This window comes from Terracoccus sp. 273MFTsu3.1 (genome assembly GCF_000383675.1).
Classification (GTDB): Bacteria; Actinomycetota; Actinomycetes; order Actinomycetales; family Dermatophilaceae; genus Terrabacter.
This window is the reverse complement of record NZ_KB911820.1, coordinates 61,854-76,177: the sequence shown is the minus strand read 5'-3', so window position 1 is coordinate 76,177 and position 14,324 is coordinate 61,854. Positions and strand designations below refer to the sequence as shown.

General features: G+C 69.7%; 13 protein-coding genes. 10 read left to right on the top strand and 3 right to left on the bottom strand.

The features are described from left to right. Positions 1–152: 152 nt before the first annotated feature. The 10 genes from H283_RS0100320 to H283_RS0100275 all read left to right on the top strand — a co-directional run bounded on the left by H283_RS0100320 (position 153) and on the right by H283_RS0100275 (position 12,165). The gene (locus tag H283_RS0100320; protein WP_020141514.1) at positions 153–1,811 is read left to right on the top strand and encodes an ABC transporter substrate-binding protein; all 1,659 of its coding nucleotides are present in this window, start codon (positions 153–155) and stop codon (positions 1,809–1,811) included. A gap of 61 nt (positions 1,812–1,872) precedes the next feature. Continuing rightward, the gene (locus H283_RS0100315) at positions 1,873–2,862 is read left to right on the top strand and encodes an ABC transporter permease (protein ID WP_020141513.1); all 990 of its coding nucleotides are present in this window, start codon (positions 1,873–1,875) and stop codon (positions 2,860–2,862) included. Further along, a complete protein-coding gene (locus H283_RS0100310) occupies positions 2,859–3,803 on the top strand; it encodes an ABC transporter permease (protein ID WP_156022883.1) in 945 nt (314 codons plus the stop codon). Before H283_RS0100315 ends, H283_RS0100310 begins: the two co-directional genes overlap by 4 nt. Continuing rightward, the gene (locus H283_RS0100305) at positions 3,800–5,653 is read left to right on the top strand and encodes an ABC transporter ATP-binding protein (protein WP_020141511.1); all 1,854 of its coding nucleotides are present in this window, start codon (positions 3,800–3,802) and stop codon (positions 5,651–5,653) included. Before H283_RS0100310 ends, H283_RS0100305 begins: the two co-directional genes overlap by 4 nt. A 196-nt stretch (positions 5,654–5,849) precedes the next feature. Next, the gene (locus H283_RS0100300) at positions 5,850–6,896 is read left to right on the top strand and encodes a LacI family DNA-binding transcriptional regulator (protein ID WP_020141510.1); all 1,047 of its coding nucleotides are present in this window, start codon (positions 5,850–5,852) and stop codon (positions 6,894–6,896) included. A 14-nt stretch (positions 6,897–6,910) separates the two neighbouring features. Then, on the top strand, positions 6,911–8,218 hold the full coding sequence (locus H283_RS23460; RefSeq protein ID WP_020141509.1) for a glucoamylase family protein: 1,308 nt from the start codon (positions 6,911–6,913) through the stop codon (positions 8,216–8,218). A gap of 139 nt (positions 8,219–8,357) precedes the next feature. Continuing rightward, entirely contained in the window at positions 8,358–8,834 is a 477-nt protein-coding gene (locus H283_RS0100290) for a hypothetical protein (protein ID WP_156022881.1), read from the top strand. A gap of 150 nt (positions 8,835–8,984) precedes the next feature. Next, the gene (locus tag H283_RS0100285; protein WP_020141507.1) at positions 8,985–10,310 is read left to right on the top strand and encodes an ABC transporter substrate-binding protein; all 1,326 of its coding nucleotides are present in this window, start codon (positions 8,985–8,987) and stop codon (positions 10,308–10,310) included. 278 nt (positions 10,311–10,588) lie between these two features. Beyond that, on the top strand, positions 10,589–11,314 hold the full coding sequence (locus tag H283_RS0100280) for a carbohydrate ABC transporter permease (RefSeq protein WP_020141506.1): 726 nt from the start codon (positions 10,589–10,591) through the stop codon (positions 11,312–11,314). After that, positions 11,314–12,165 carry a carbohydrate ABC transporter permease gene (locus tag H283_RS0100275; protein WP_020141505.1) on the top strand — a complete coding sequence of 284 codons (852 nt, stop codon included), beginning with the start codon at positions 11,314–11,316 and terminating at the stop codon, positions 12,163–12,165. The genes H283_RS0100280 and H283_RS0100275 overlap by 1 nt, the downstream gene beginning before the upstream one ends. Before the next feature lie 23 nt (positions 12,166–12,188). Here the strand turns inward: H283_RS0100275 and H283_RS0100270 are convergent, their stop codons facing one another. The 3 genes from H283_RS0100270 to H283_RS0100260 all read right to left on the bottom strand — a co-directional run bounded on the left by H283_RS0100270 (position 12,189) and on the right by H283_RS0100260 (position 14,184). Beyond that, on the bottom strand, positions 12,189–12,521 hold the full coding sequence (locus tag H283_RS0100270; RefSeq protein ID WP_020141504.1) for a cupin domain-containing protein: 333 nt from the start codon (positions 12,519–12,521) through the stop codon (positions 12,189–12,191). An 82-nt stretch (positions 12,522–12,603) separates the two neighbouring features. Then, a complete protein-coding gene (locus H283_RS0100265) occupies positions 12,604–13,029 on the bottom strand; it encodes a hypothetical protein (protein ID WP_020141503.1) in 426 nt (141 codons plus the stop codon). A 33-nt stretch (positions 13,030–13,062) separates the two neighbouring features. Then, on the bottom strand, positions 13,063–14,184 hold the full coding sequence (locus H283_RS0100260; RefSeq protein WP_020141502.1) for a carbohydrate kinase family protein: 1,122 nt from the start codon (positions 14,182–14,184) through the stop codon (positions 13,063–13,065). Positions 14,185–14,324: the final 140 nt, after the last annotated feature.

Genomic DNA, 14,324 nt, shown 5'->3' with positions numbered 1-14,324 from the left:
TGAAAACAAATGAAAGTCGGGGGCAGCACGGAAGTGGGTATGAAAGTACTTACATGGTCTCAAGTCGTTGACACGGGCCGTCGCTGCACGCCTAGCCTGACGCAAAACGCCCCCTACGGAGGTCTGCAATGACGCTGACTCGAAGTAAGCCCGTGCTGATCGTGACCGGCCTCACCGCCGCACTCGCACTCGCCAGCTGTGCCGGCAGCGCGAAACAGAAGGAGAGCGACGGCGCAGCCGGAGCCGGCGGGATGATCGCCCAGCTGACGTTCCCTTCGGAGGCAGACGCATCCGTCGGCAGCCTCGCGAACTACAACCCCTACGCGCCGAAGCCACTGACCACGACGTGGCTCTACGAGCAGCTCATCGTGCGTAACGCGCTCACCTGCGAGGAGACTCCGTGGCTGGCCGAGAAGGCCACCTGGGAGGGCGGGGAGAAGCTCACCTTCGACATCCGCCAGGGTGTCAAGTGGACGGACGGCCAGCCGTTCACGGCCGCGGACGTCGCCTTCACCTTCAACCTCATGAAGCAGTACCCGGCGCTCGACAAGCCCGGCGTCTGGACGTCGACCTTCGGTGCGCCGGCCACCAGCGTGACGGCGGAGGGCAACAAGGTGGTCTTCGCCTTCTCCGGCAACGCCGCGCCCAAGTACGACGGGATCATCTCGTCGAAGATCCTGCCGGAGCACATCTACTCGAAGGTCGGCGACCCGACCAAGTACGTCGACAAGACGCCCGTGTCGACCGGCCCCTTCAAGGTGGGCAGCTTCAACGGCCGCCAGCTCGTCCTCGAGCGCCGACCGGACTACTGGCAGGCCGACAAGATCAAGGTCAAGAAGCTCGTCCTCGAGGGCCAGTACGACGCCGCGCAGGCAGCCCTCAAGCTGCGGTCCGGCCAGCTCGACGCGTACTTCGGCGAGATCCCCAACCCGGAGAAGACGTTCGTCAGCGCGGACCCCAAGAACAACCACTTCTACTACGCGCCCAACGGGATGACCGTGCTCACGGGCAACAACGAGAAGCCGCCGTTCAACGACGCGAAGTTCCGTGAGGCCATCTCCTACGCCATGAACAAGCAGGAGATGTCGCTCAAGGCGACGTACGGCGTCATGAAGCCGGCAAGCCAGACCGGTCTCAAGCTGCCGTCCATGCAGAGCCTGCTCCCGGACAAGTACGCCGGTGAGGACACGGTCCTGCCCTACGACCTCGCCAAGGCGGGTCAGCTCCTCGACGCGGCCGGCTACAAGAAGGGCGCCGACGGCAAGCGCACGCTGCCCGACGGCTCCCCGCTCGCCGTCAACTTCTCCGTCCAGGCCGGCTTCATCGACTACCAGGCGATGGCGGACGTGGCCGTCAAGGGGCTCAACGACCTCGGGATCACGTCCAAGGTCACCGCGAGCGCACCGGACTCGGTGGACGGCCAGAAGAAGACCGGCGACTACCAGCTGATGCTCGAGTACCTCCACGGTGGCTGCGAGCTCGCCAAGAACCTCGGCACGAAGCTCTCGAGCAGCCAGATGCCGACCAAGACCGAGGTGCTGCCCAACGTCCAGCGCTTCAAGGACCCGGCGGTCGACGCGGCCGTGACGAAGCTCGCCGGCGACACGGACAAGGAGAGCCAGAAGGCCGACCTCGCCCCGCTCGTCGACACGATGATGACGCAGTACCCGGTCACGTCGCTGATCTACGCGCCGGCCCGTGTCATCTACCGCACCGACAAGGCCGTCGGCTGGCCGAGCGAGCAGGACCCGTACGCCAACCCTCAGGACGACAAGCTCCTGATGCTGACCCACCTCACCGCCCCGAAGTGACGACCCCCGCCTTCGCCGGGGCGGCTGGTCAAGCCGCCCCGGCTCGGGCAGAGAGGCCCGCATGACGTACTTCGCGCGGAAGTTCGGCTTCTTCCTGGCCACCCTCTGGGCGGTCGTCACCCTGAACTTCCTCATCCCCCGACTGCAGCCCGGTGATCCCGCGGAGATCATGGTCAAGCGGATGGCCGGCAAGGACGCCGCCCTGGACCAGGCCCAGGTGGAGGCGATGCGGGCCATGCTCGGCACCCCGACGGATTCGCTGTGGCACCAGTACATCTCGTACCTCGGCGAGCTCATCCACGGCAACTTCGGGCTCTCCTACACCTACTACCCCTTCCCGGTGACCGAGGTCATCGCGCAGGCGTTCTGGTGGACGGTCGTGCTCGTGACCATCGCGCAGGTGCTGTCGTTCGTCGGTGGGGTCGTGCTGGGGGCGTATGCCGCGTGGCGGCGCAACTCGCGCTTCGACTCCGTCGTCACGCTGGGCTCGACCTTCCTCGGCACGCTGCAGCCGTTCTGGATCGGCCTGCTGCTCCTGTACGTCTTCGGCTACAGCCTCGGCTGGTTCCCGACGTCGGGCGGTTACGAGGAGGCCACCCCGGGCTGGAACTGGCCGTTCATCCAGGAAGCCGTCTCGCACGCCTTCCTGCCGGCCCTGGCGTTGCTCATCGTCACGCCGATCGGCTGGATCCTCGGCATGCGCAACACGATGATCATGAACCTCGGTGAGGACTACATCCGGCTCGCCAAGGCCAAGGGACTGCCGGACCGGGACGTTGCGCTCAAGTACGCCGCGCGAAACGCCTTGCTGCCCAGCGTCACCGGCTTCGCGCTCGCCCTCGGCGGCGTGCTGGGCGGCGCGATCCTCGTCGAGACGGTCTTCGACTATCCCGGTATGGGCCGGTTGATGGGCGAGGCGGTCGAACAGAAGGACTACCCCTTGCTGCAAGCACTAATGCTCCTGACCACGGTCGGCGTGCTCCTCGCCAACCTCGTCGCAGACCTGCTCTACGGCGTGCTGGACCCCCGGGCAAGGAGGGCTGAAGGATGACCACGTCCCCGGTACCCACCCCAGGCGAGGACTTCATGTCAGCGGGCGAGCCAGGACAAGAGCTCGCGGTGGAGCAGGTCAACGACGTCGAGACGCCCGACCAGTGGTGGCAGGTGATCTGGAGCAGCAAGAAGGCGCGCGTCGGTGTCATCGTCCTGGCCGTCTACGTCCTCGTGGCGATCTTCGCTCCCCTCATCGCTCCCCACGACCCCCTCGACGGCTCCTTCGAGCCGCTCGCGGGCCCGAGCTCGACGAACTGGCTCGGCACGACGACGAGCGGTCAGGACATCGCCTCACAGCTCATCTACGGCTCGCGGATCTCCCTGCTGGTCGGGCTCTTCGGCGGCCTCTTCGCGACAGTGATCGCCACCGTCATCGGCCTCATCTCGGGCTACGCCGAGGGCAGCCTCCTCGACGACGGGCTGTCCTTCATCACCAACGTCTTCCTCGTCATCCCCGTCTTCCCGCTCATCATCACCCTCGTCGCGTACTCCGAGGTGCGCGGACTCTGGCTCATCGTCGGCGTCGTGTCGATCACGTCCTGGGCCGGCGCCGCCCGCGCCAAGCGGTCGCAGATCATCACGTTGCGCAACCGCGACTTCGTCACCGCGGCGAAGTTCTCGGGCGAGGGCACGTGGCGCATCGTCTTCCGCGAGATCATGCCCAACATGAGCTCGCTCGTGCTCGCGAGCTTCGTCGGTGCCGCGACCGGCGCCATCGCGGCGGAGGCGGGCCTCGCGGCCCTCGGCCTCGGTGACAGCCGGAACGTCTCGTGGGGCACGATGCTCTACCAGTCCAACGCCCAGGGCGCGATCGCGCAGGGGCTGTGGCTGTGGGTCTTCGCCCCCGGCCTCGTGCTCGCGATCCTCATGACCGCGACGACGTTCATCAACTTCGGCGTCGACCTGCTGAGCAACCCCCACCTCCGGGAGGACGCATGACACTCCTCGACGTCCGCGACCTCAGCGTCCGGTACGAGCCCAAGGCCTCCCGACCGCTCGACGCCGTCCAGGGGGTCACCTTCTCGATCGAACCCGGCGAGTTCGTCGGTCTCATCGGCGAGTCCGGGTCCGGCAAGACCACCCTGGGCACCGCCCTCCTGAGGCTGCTGCAGCGGCCGGGACGCATCAGCGGCGGCTCGATCGAGTTCAACGGGACCGACATCACGAGCCTTCCGGAGGACGAGCTGCGCTCGCTGCGGTGGCGTGACCTCTCCACCGTCTTCCAGAGCAGCATGAACTCCCTCAACCCGGTCGTCCGGGTGGAGGCGCAGTTCCGTGACGCCATCGAGCAGCACTCGTCGCTGCGCGGCGAGGCGGTGACCCGACGTATCCGCGAGCTCTTCGACATGGTCATCATCGACCCGAAGTTCATGAGCGCCTTCCCGCACGAGCTCTCGGGCGGCATGCGCCAGCGCGTCAACCTCGCCCTCGCGCTCGCGCTCGACCCGAAGTTCATCCTGCTCGACGAGCCCACCACGGGGCTCGACGTCGTCGTGCAGCACTCGATCCTCGAGAACGTCCGACGCCTCCAGGCCGAGCAGGGCTTCGCGGTCCTCTTCATCAGCCACGACATCGGCACGGTGCTCGACCTCTCCGACCGCATCCTCGTGATGTATGCCGGTCGCATCGTCGAGGACCAGACCGCGGGCGCGCTCCTACGCCGTCCACTGCACCCCTACACGAAGGGGCTGCTCGGCTCCTACGGCGATCCGCGCGAGGAGACCGTCAAGATCACCTACGTCCCCGGGCGGCCGCCGGACCTCAGCCGCGAGATGACGGGGTGCAGCTTCGCGCCGCGCTGCCCCGAGCGGATCGAACGCTGTCTCGAGACCGACCCGCCGCTCCTGCCGCTCCTCGGTGGTCGTGCGGCCTGTCACGTCGCGCACCTCCAGCACGAGGAGGGCGGCGCCGGGCCGCACGGCGAGCCGAAGCGCGGCTTCGAGGGGCCCCAGTTCGTCAAGACCGCGGACGAGTCCCGCAGCGCCTTGGCCAACGAGGTCGTCCTCTCGGTCGAGAACGTCTCCAAGGTCTTCGAGCGCCGCCGGGGCTTCACCGTCACCCGCACGGAGGCGGTCAGCGACGTCAGCTTCGAGCTGCGTCGAGGGGAGGTGACGGCGCTCGTGGGCCAGAGCGGCAGCGGCAAGTCGACCCTCGCCAAGATGATCACGGGGGTCGAGACCCCGACCGAGGGACGCATCGTGTTCCACGGTCCCGACGGCGACAAGCTCGTCTCGGGCTTCAAGGGCCGGGCACTGCGCGACTACCGCAGCAACGTCCAGATGGTCTTCCAGGACCCGTACAGCTCGATCAACCCCGCCAAGCGACTCGGCTACGTCCTGTCCCGCCCGCTCGTCAACTACCAGGGACTCAAGGGCGAGGAGCTGCGCGAGCGCGTCAAGGAGCTGCTGGAGCGCGTCGCGCTCACGCCCGCCGAGCGGTTCATCAACCGCTACGGCTACGAGCTCTCCGGAGGCCAGCGCCAGCGCGTCATCATCGCCAAGGCGCTCGCCGTGGAGCCCGAGATCATCGTCGCCGACGAGCCCATCTCCAGCCTGGACGTGTCGATCCGCGCCGAGATCCTCGAGCTGCTCAACGACCTGGTCAAGGAGAACGACGTCGGCATCCTCTACATCACGCACGACCTGCTGAGCGCCCGGATGCTCTCCGACGAGGTCATCGTGCTCAACAACGGCAAGGTCGTCGAGAAGGGACCGACCCTCGGGGTCATCCGGGACCCCAAGGACGACTACACGCGCACCCTGCTCGATGCGATCCCCAACCCGTTCTGACGAGCGGGTCGGCAGGATCCTCCGCACGTCGCGGCGGGGTGGTCCGGGAGGGAGCCCTGGACCACCCCGCCGTGGCCACCGAGCCGGCCGGACGGCATACGCCATCGGTCGGCCCGGCGGTCGCCGAGGGGTGCCGCGCCCGGCTTGTGGAGCGTGGCGACGCCGTGCACAGTTGTCCCCGGGAGAGGGAGCCTGGGTGTCCACTGAGCACGATGACGCGCGACCGGTCACGATCTACACCGTGGCCGAGCGTGCCGGCGTGTCCATTGCCACCGTCTCGCGCGTCCTCAGCGGCTCGACCCCCGCGTCGGCCATGACGCGGCAGCGCGTGCTCCGGGCCGTCGAGGACCTCGAGTACGTCCCGCTGCGGGCCGGCCGCGCCGTCGACGTGCCGTCCCACGAGACGCACGGGCTCGTCCTGCCGGGGCTGCGTGGGCCCTACTACTCCGAGCTGCTCTCGGGCTTCGAGTCGACGGCGGCGCGCGAGGGCCAGTCGGTCGTCGTCGTCGTGTGCGACGCGTCGAAGGACGCCGAGGCCTCGGTGCGCAAGATCCTCGGCCGGGTCGACGGCATCGTCATCGCCAACGACACGGTCAGCGACGCGATGGTGCGCCAGATCGTGCGCTCCACCCCGACGGTGCTCGTCGCGCGCGACGCCATCGAGGGCTGCGACGCGGTGCAGGTCGAGAACTTCATCAGCTCGGCCGAGCTGACCCGGCACCTGCTCGAGCACGGCCGCACCCGGCTCGTCTTCGTCGGCGATCCCGACACCTCTCACGACGTCTCGGAGCGCTACCGCGGCTTCCAGCACGCCCTGACCCGCAAGCGCGGCGCCGAGGTGGCCGGCCCGATCCGGGTGCAGTACGAGGAGACGTCCGGTCGCCGCGTCATGGAGGGGCTGCGTGAGGCGGAGGCCGCCGGGGCGCAGATCGACGGGCTCGTCTGCGCCAACGACGAGCTCGCGCTCGCCACGATGGTGCTGCTCGGCCGCGATGGTCGGCGCGTGCCCGACGACGTCGCCGTGGTCGGCTTCGACGACATCATGACCTCGCGCTACCTCGCCCCCGGCCTGACCACGGTGCAGCAGCCGATGCGCGAGCTCGGGCGATGGGCCGCGATCCGGCTCCACGAGCGCATCGGTGGTCGCACGTTCGACGTGCACCCCCAGGTGCTCCCGACCCGCATGGTCGTGCGCGGCTCGTGCGGCTGCGACTGGGACCAGACCTCCGTCGTCAGCGACTGACCTGAGGACTTCGTATGCCTGACCGCACCACCTTGCTCCGCTGGGCCGCCGACACGTGGCGCTCCTTCGAGGCCATGACCGACCCCGACAGCGGTCTGCCGACCGACAGCATCGCGGACTCGCTCGACCCGGCGACACGCAGCGGCTACACGTCACCGACGAACATCGGCGGCCTGCTCTGGTGCACCGTCGCCGCGCGCGACCTCGGGCTCATCGCCGAGGACGACGCCCGCGACCGGCTGCACCTGCTGCTCACGACGCTCGCCGGGATGGAGGTGCACGACGAGTCCGGGATGTTCTTCAACTGGTACGACGACCGGTCCGGCGCCCTCATGCACGACATGCCCGACGGGGGCCCCATCCACCCGTTCCTCTCCAGCGTCGACAACGGCTGGCTCGCGGCCGGCCTCATGGTGGCCGCGGCGGCCGAGCCCGAGGTCGCGGCCGAGGCGCACGCCGTCCTCGACCGGATGCACTTCGGCGTCTTCCACGACGCCGCGGCCGGCCCGGACGGCGCCGACGGTCCCGGTGGGCGGCTGACGGGCGGCTTCTGGGTCGACGACCCCGGCGAGCCGACGCGGCGCGCCGCCTTCGTGCCCGGCCACGCCGAGGTGCTCCACACGAGGCACCACTACGACCTGCTCGACTCCGAGCCGCGCATCGCCAGCTACGTCGGGATCGCGCACGGCCAGATCCCGCCCGAGCACTACGCGTCGCTCGAGACCCCGCTGCGGCACTACCGCGGCCGAGACGTCGTGCCGACCTTCGGCGGGTCGATGTTCGAGGCCCTCATGCCGACGATCTTCGTCCCCGAGGCGACCTGGGCGCCTGACACGTGGGGCGTCAACGAGGCGCGCACCGTGGCGCTCCAGCGGGAGTACGCGCTCGACGAGAAGGGCTACGGCTACTGGGGATTCAGCCCGTCGGCCTGCCCCGGCGAGGGCTACTCCGTCTTCGGGGTGCCGCCCATCGCCGCTGAGGCCGACGGCTACCCGAGTGAGCGGGACGGCGAAGTCGTCGTCACGCCGCACGCGTCGGCGATGGCGCTCATGGTCGAGCCGGACGCGGCGGCCGACAACCTCGCCCGCATCGAGCGCGACCTCGGCGCCTACGGCCCCGGCGGCTTCATCGACGCCGTCGACACCCGCACCGGGCGACACGCAGGGCGTCACCTCTCCCTCGACCAGTCGATGGTGCTCGGTGCCCTCGCCAACGTCCTCGCCGACGACTGCCTGCGCCGCTGGTTCTGCACGTCCGAGGTCGAGGCCGTGCTGCGTCCGGTCGTCGCCGCCCGGGAGATGCCCCTGACCGGACCTGCCTGACCGGACCTGCCCGACCGGGACCGTCGGCCGGTTCGTGGAGCTCCTCCGGCGCCTGGCGCCGGAGGAACTCCACGACCTCGGCGACGCCAGTCGTACGCTGGTGGGGTCGCGCAAGCGGACGAGAGGCGGTGGCACGGGCGTGTCGCAGTGGCGAGAGCAGTGGTCGGAGCAGGAGTGGTTCACGCTCCGGCTCGCGCCCGTCTGGGTGCTGAGCGCCCTCGCCGGCCGGATCCGCTTCGACGACGACGAGCGCGGCGCCTTCTGGGACGCCGTCACCGACGCCGCCCTGCGCAGCAGCGGCCCGGGCCGGGAGCTGCTCGGCACCGTTGCGGCCCAACGGGTCTGGCTGTTCGACGAGTTCGAGCTCGACGGTCGACCGGTCGTGTCTGGCCTGCTCTCCGTGACCCGGCTGCTCGAGCGCATGGACCCCGACACGCGGACCGACGTCCGATCGAGCATCCTGCGCGTCGGTGCCGGCGTGGCCCTGGCCCGTGGCCACTTCGGCCGCCGCATGACGCTCGAGGACGAGCAGACCCTGCTCCTCGTCGAGCAGCTGCTCCAGACGGCCCCCGAGACCCTGAACGACAACCCGCTCAACTCCCCGGCCACCATCTGAACCGCGCCGGGGTCGGGGAGTGGCCCATCCGGCATACGCGGAGGTAACGGGCATACGATCTGCGGGTGGGCGAGGTCGAGCAGACTGGCCGTGCGCCCGCCGTCGTGAACGGTGCCCGCACACCCGGGCAGGAAGGACGCAGGGGAACCTATGTCTGACAAGCAGATCGGTCGCGAGATCGGCCAGGCCCTCGGGGCCCACCTCACCCGGCGCTCGCTCTTCGCGCTCGGCGGTGCCGCTGCGGTCACGGGTGCGCTCGCCGCGTGCGGCAGCAACACCGGCCGCGAGCCGGCCGCCACCGGTGGCGCTACCGGAGGCGCCAGCGGGACCACGCTCAACCAGTGGTACCACCAGTACGGCGAGGCCGGCACCCAGCAGGCCGTCGAGAAGTACGCCGCCGCCTACAAGGACGCCACGGTCAAGGTCAGCTGGAAGCCCGGCGACTACGACCAGTCCACGGCCGCCTCGCTGCTCACCGACGCCGGGCCCGACGTCTTCGAGTACGGCAACGGCCCGACGATCGACATGATCAAGGGCGGCCAGGTCGTGGACCTCACCGACCTCATCGGTGACACGAAGTCCGACTTCAACCCGAGCATCCTCGAGCGGATGACCTACGACGGCAAGACGTATGCCATCCCGCAGGTCGTCGACATGCAGCTGCTCGTCTACCGCAAGTCGATGCTCGACAAGGCCGGCATCACGCCGCCCCAGACCATCGACGAGCTCATCGACGCGGCGAAGAAGCTGACGCAGGGCAACGTCAAGGGCCTCTTCCTCGGCAACGACGGCGGTGCCGGCCTGATGGGCGGGCCGATGCTGTGGTCGGCCGGGCTCGACTACCTCACCAAGGACAACCAGTTCGGCTTCGACGACCCGCGCGCGGCGACCGCGCTCGGCAAGCTCCGCGAGATGTGGGACGCCAAGGTGCTGCTCCTCGGAGCGCCCAAGGACTGGTTCGACCCGTCCGCGCTCACCGCCGGGCTCACGGCCATGCAGTTCACCGGCCTGTGGACCTTCCCCGACCTCAAGAAGGGCCTCGGCGACGACTTCGGCGTCATGGCCTGGCCCGCCCTCGACGGCCAGGGCAAGGCGTCGGTCCCCGTCGGCGCCTACGGCTCGTGCGTCAGCGCCAAGAGCAAGGACGTCGAGGCCGCCAAGAAGTTCGTCAAGTGGCTGTGGATCGACCAGACCGCCTACCAGCTCGACTTCGCGACGGCCTACGGCTTCCACATCCCGTCGCGCACGAGCCTCATCGGCCAGGCCTCGACGCTCACGAGCGGGCAGGCCGCCGACGCGGCCAAGCTCGCCACCGACGTCGGCCACGCGCAGAGCCCGATCCTGTGGACGCCCAAGTGCAACACGGCCTTCGGTGACGCGATGAACCGCATCGTCAAGGAGGGCGCCGACCCGGCCGGCGAGATCGCCAAGGTCAAGACCGTGGCCGACGCCGAGCTGAAGCGGGTCCTCGCCTGACAGCGCAGGCCGACTCGGCGGCATACGACAGCGCCGCGCAGCGGAAGGCAGCCGACCGGGCGACGCCACCCCCCACCGCGGGGAGGCCGTCGCTCGGTCGCCGCCTGCGCGGGCGCCAGGACCGCAACCTGTGGTTCTGGGTCTTCGTCGGGCCGTTCGTCATCGGGCTCGTCGTCTTCGTCTACATCCCGATCGCCTGGTCGATCTACCTGTCGTTCTTCGAGTCCTACAACACGGTCACCCCCACGAAGTTCGTCGGCGTCGGCAACTACCTCGACATGCTGAGCGACCCCGCCTTCCGCAACAGCCTCGTCACGTTCCTCGCCTTCGCCGTCTTCATCGTGCCGACGACGTTCGTCATCTCCCTCGGGGCGGCGCTGCTCGTCGCGAGGACGCGCGTCATGCAGTCGTTCTTCCGGTCGGTCTTCTTCCTGCCGACCGCGTGCTCCTACGTCGTCGCCGCGCTCGTGTGGAAGATGTCGATCTTCAGCGGCATCCGCTCGGGCCTCGCGAACGCCGTGCTCGGCTGGTTCGGCGCCGACTCGATCCCGTGGCTCAGCCTCGCCGACCCGCCGTGGTACTGGCTCGTCATCGTCACGGCGCGGCTCTGGCTGCAGGTCGGCTTCTACATGATCCTCTTCCTCGCCGGCATCCAGCGGATCAGCCCGACGCTCTACGAGGCGGCCGCGATCGACGGCGCCGAGGGGTGGAAGGTCTTCCGCCACATCACCCTGCCGCAGCTGCGCGCGACGTCGACGGCGGTGCTGCTGCTCCTGCTCATCAACGCGTTCCAGGCGTTCGACGAGTTCTACAACATCCTGTCGACCTTCGGCACCTACCCGCCCTACGCGAGGCCGCCGCTCGTCTACCTCTACTACACGGCGCTCGGCTCGGGCCAGGACTTCGGCCACGGGTCGGCGGGAGCCGTCATCCTCACCCTCATCATCGCGATCGTCGCCGTGGTGCAGGGCCGCATCCTCCGACTCGGCGACAGGGGCGACTGATGGCGATCGTCCGGAGCAAGCGGCAGTCCCGGATCACGGGCTGGGCACGCTACGGCGCCCTCGTCGCGGCGGCGCTGCTCTTCCTCGTCCCCTTCTACCTGCTCGTCCGCAGCGCGTTCATGCGCGAGCAGGACCTCGGCTCGCCGGACTTCCACTGGCTGCCGCCCGAGTGGGAGACCTCCAACCTCACCGGCCTCTTCGACAACCCGGCGATCCCGATGGCGCGCAGCCTGCTCAACTCGGGCCTCATCGCGGTGACCCAGACGGTGGGCGTGCTCATCGTCTCGGGCCTGGCCGGCTACGGTCTCGCGCGCATCCCCTACCGCTGGTCCAACGCCGTCTTCTACACGATCACCGCGACCCTGCTCATCCCGGCGGCCGTGACCTTCGTGCCGAGCTTCGTCCTCGTCTCGACGCTCGGCTGGATCTCGACGCTGCGCGGCCTCATCATCCCCGGGCTCTTCCAGGCGCTCGCGACGTTCCTCTTCCGGCAGTTCTTCCTCGGCTTCCCCAAGGAGATCGAGGAGGCCGCCTTCATCGACGGTCTCGGCTACTGGGGCACGTTCTGGAAGATCGTCGTGCCCAACTCGTTCGGCTTCGTCGCAGCCATCGGCACCATCACCTTCATCGGCTCGTGGAACGCCTTCCTCTGGCCGCTCGTCATCGGCCGCGACCAGGAGTCGTGGACGGTGCAGATCGCGCTGTCGACCTTCCTCACGGCCCAGTCGGTGCAGGTGAGCCAGCTCTTCATGGCGGCGCTCGTCGCGATCGTGCCGTTGCTGCTGATGTTCCTCTTCCTCCAGAGCTGGATCGTCGAGGGCGTCGAGCGCACCGGCATCGGCGGCGACTGACGGCATCTGCCGTCCAGCCCGGGTCAGGGCAGCTTGGCGACGGTGAGCAGCACGGCCGAGTCCTCGAGCGCCTCGAGCGAGTGGCGCGCCTGCGGGACGACGAGCAGGTCACCCGGTGCGCCCTCCCAGGCCGCGTCGGCCGTGCTGATGCGCACCCGTCCGCGCAACACCTGCACCGTCGCCTCGCCAGGATTCTCGTGCTCGGTCATCGACCGACCTGCCGCCAGCGCGACGACGGTCTGGCGCAGCACGTGCTCGTGACCGCCGTAGACCGTGTCGGCGCCGCGACCGCTCGAGGTCGTCGTGGCGTGCTCGAGCAGCTCCCGGGCGAGGGCGGTCAAGGACGACTTCTCCATGCACTCACCATCGCACCCCGAAGCCCGCTGGTCGATGGTGCCGCCGGCACCGAGGGCGTATGCCGGGTGGCGCGGTGGGTCGTCAGCGCTCGCGTCGCAGGTGGTCGGGAGCCGGCATCCGGCGCACCTCGACGCTCCAGAAGCGGACGACGACCGGGTAGGCCGGCACGAGCGTGACCCGGTGCTCGAAGCCGCCGTCGGGAGTGGGCACGACCTCGGACCGCTCGACCTCCGCGGCGGCCGCGACGGCGCGGTCGAGGTCGCGCCGGTTGGTGTGGAGCACGACGGCGCCGACGTAGGTGATGCTGGCGAGCTCGTGGCCGCGGTCGGTGTCGCCGACGAGCAGGGTCCACGTGAAGGAGTCGCCGGCGATCGACCAGTGCTGCACCTGCGCGGCCCGCAGGTCGAGTGCCGCGAGGTCGCTGACGTCGGCTGGCAGCTCGGCCGCAAGCTCGACCGGCACGTCGGCGGGCAGCTCCGCTGGGAGCTCGGCGGGCAGGTCGGTCACGTCACCATCGTGCCGTGTGGCGGCGAGAGGTGGTCAGTCGAGGTCCTGGACGTCGGCGCGCTTGGCGATGGTCGCGGTCGCGCGACGGCACGCCATGACCGGCACGCGCGGCACTATCTCGTCGAGGAAGGCGAATCGGCGCCGGAGCGAGCGGTGGTAGGCGTCGCCGCTCGTGTCGGAGACGAGGGCGGTCCACCAGTCGACGAGGTCGCCCCAGCCGGGTGCCGCCAGCGAGCCGCCGTACTGCTGGAGCGCGAGGCCGGCGCAGAGGCTGGCGAAGGTCATCCGCTGCTCGAGCGGCCACTCCGCGAGCGTGCCGACGAGCAGGGCGGCCCCGAAGACGTCGCCGGCGCCGGTCGGGTCGACCTCCTGCACCCGCAGCGACGGGACCTGGGACTCCTCTCCCGTGCGGGCGTCGATGCCGAGAGCCCCGTTGGCGCCGTCGGTGACGATGGCGACGGGCACGCGGTCGGCGAGGGCGTAGACGGCCTCGACTGGCGAGCGGGTGCCGGTGTAGGCCATCGCCTCGACGGCGTTGGGCATGAAGACGTCACAGCGCTCCAGCCGGTCGAGCACGTGCGGCGACCACTCCTCCTTGGGGTCCCAGCCCACGTCGGCGAAGACGAGCGCGCCGTCGTCGCGGGCCCGGTCGACCCAGGTCCGGCCACTTGCTCCGAAGACCTCGTCCTCGCCGAGGTCGACCATGACGGCGCGAGAACGCGGGGGTGTCCCGATGAGCTCGGCGGCGGCGACGGGTGACGGGTGACCGTGCGAGACCATGCTGCGGTCGCGGTCGACCGACATCGAGATCGTGACGGGGCTGTGCCAGTCGGCGAAGCGGCGGCTCCGGGCGAGGTCGATGCCCTCCTGCTCCTCGAGGGTGCGCCAGCAGAAGTCGCCGTAGTCGTCGTCGCTGAAGGCCGCCGCGAGCCCGGTGCGCAAACCGAGGCGGCGGGTGGCGACGGCGAGGTTGGCGATGCCGCCGGGGCACGAGGCGAGCCCGTCGGCCCACACCTCGGTGCCCGGCTTCGGCGCGCTCGGCAGCCCCGCGAAGATCATGTCGAGGAAGACGGTGCCCCAGACGAACACGTCGAGAGCCGGCTCGTCGGCGGTGCGACGGGACGCGAGCGGGTCGAACGTCTGGTTGGGCGGCACGCCCCCATGATCCCGCACTGCCGTCCGCGACTCGCCGGGTTTTCCCACGGTCGTATGCCGTGTCGGTGCAGTTCGTCCACATGTCGCCCCACGTCTCGCCCCGGGTCGAGTGGCCCCGCCGTCACACCTTGGTACGGTCC

Bases quoted from the DNA above. Each gene is read 5' to 3' on its own strand.
- H283_RS0100315 (WP_020141513.1), top strand. From the start codon at position 1,873: ATGACGTACTTCGCGCGGAAGTTCGGCTTCTTCCTGGCCACCCTCTGG.
- H283_RS0100310 (WP_156022883.1), top strand. From the start codon at position 2,859: ATGACCACGTCCCCGGTACCCACCCCAGGCGAGGACTTCATGTCAGCG.
- H283_RS0100305 (WP_020141511.1), top strand. From the start codon at position 3,800: ATGACACTCCTCGACGTCCGCGACCTCAGCGTCCGGTACGAGCCCAAG.
- H283_RS23460 (WP_020141509.1), top strand. From the start codon at position 6,911: ATGCCTGACCGCACCACCTTGCTCCGCTGGGCCGCCGACACGTGGCGC.
- H283_RS0100285 (WP_020141507.1), top strand. From the start codon at position 8,985: ATGTCTGACAAGCAGATCGGTCGCGAGATCGGCCAGGCCCTCGGGGCC.
- H283_RS0100280 (WP_020141506.1), top strand. From the start codon at position 10,589: ATGCTGAGCGACCCCGCCTTCCGCAACAGCCTCGTCACGTTCCTCGCC.
- H283_RS0100275 (WP_020141505.1), top strand. From the start codon at position 11,314: ATGGCGATCGTCCGGAGCAAGCGGCAGTCCCGGATCACGGGCTGGGCA.
- H283_RS0100270 (WP_020141504.1), bottom strand. From the start codon at position 12,521: ATGGAGAAGTCGTCCTTGACCGCCCTCGCCCGGGAGCTGCTCGAGCAC.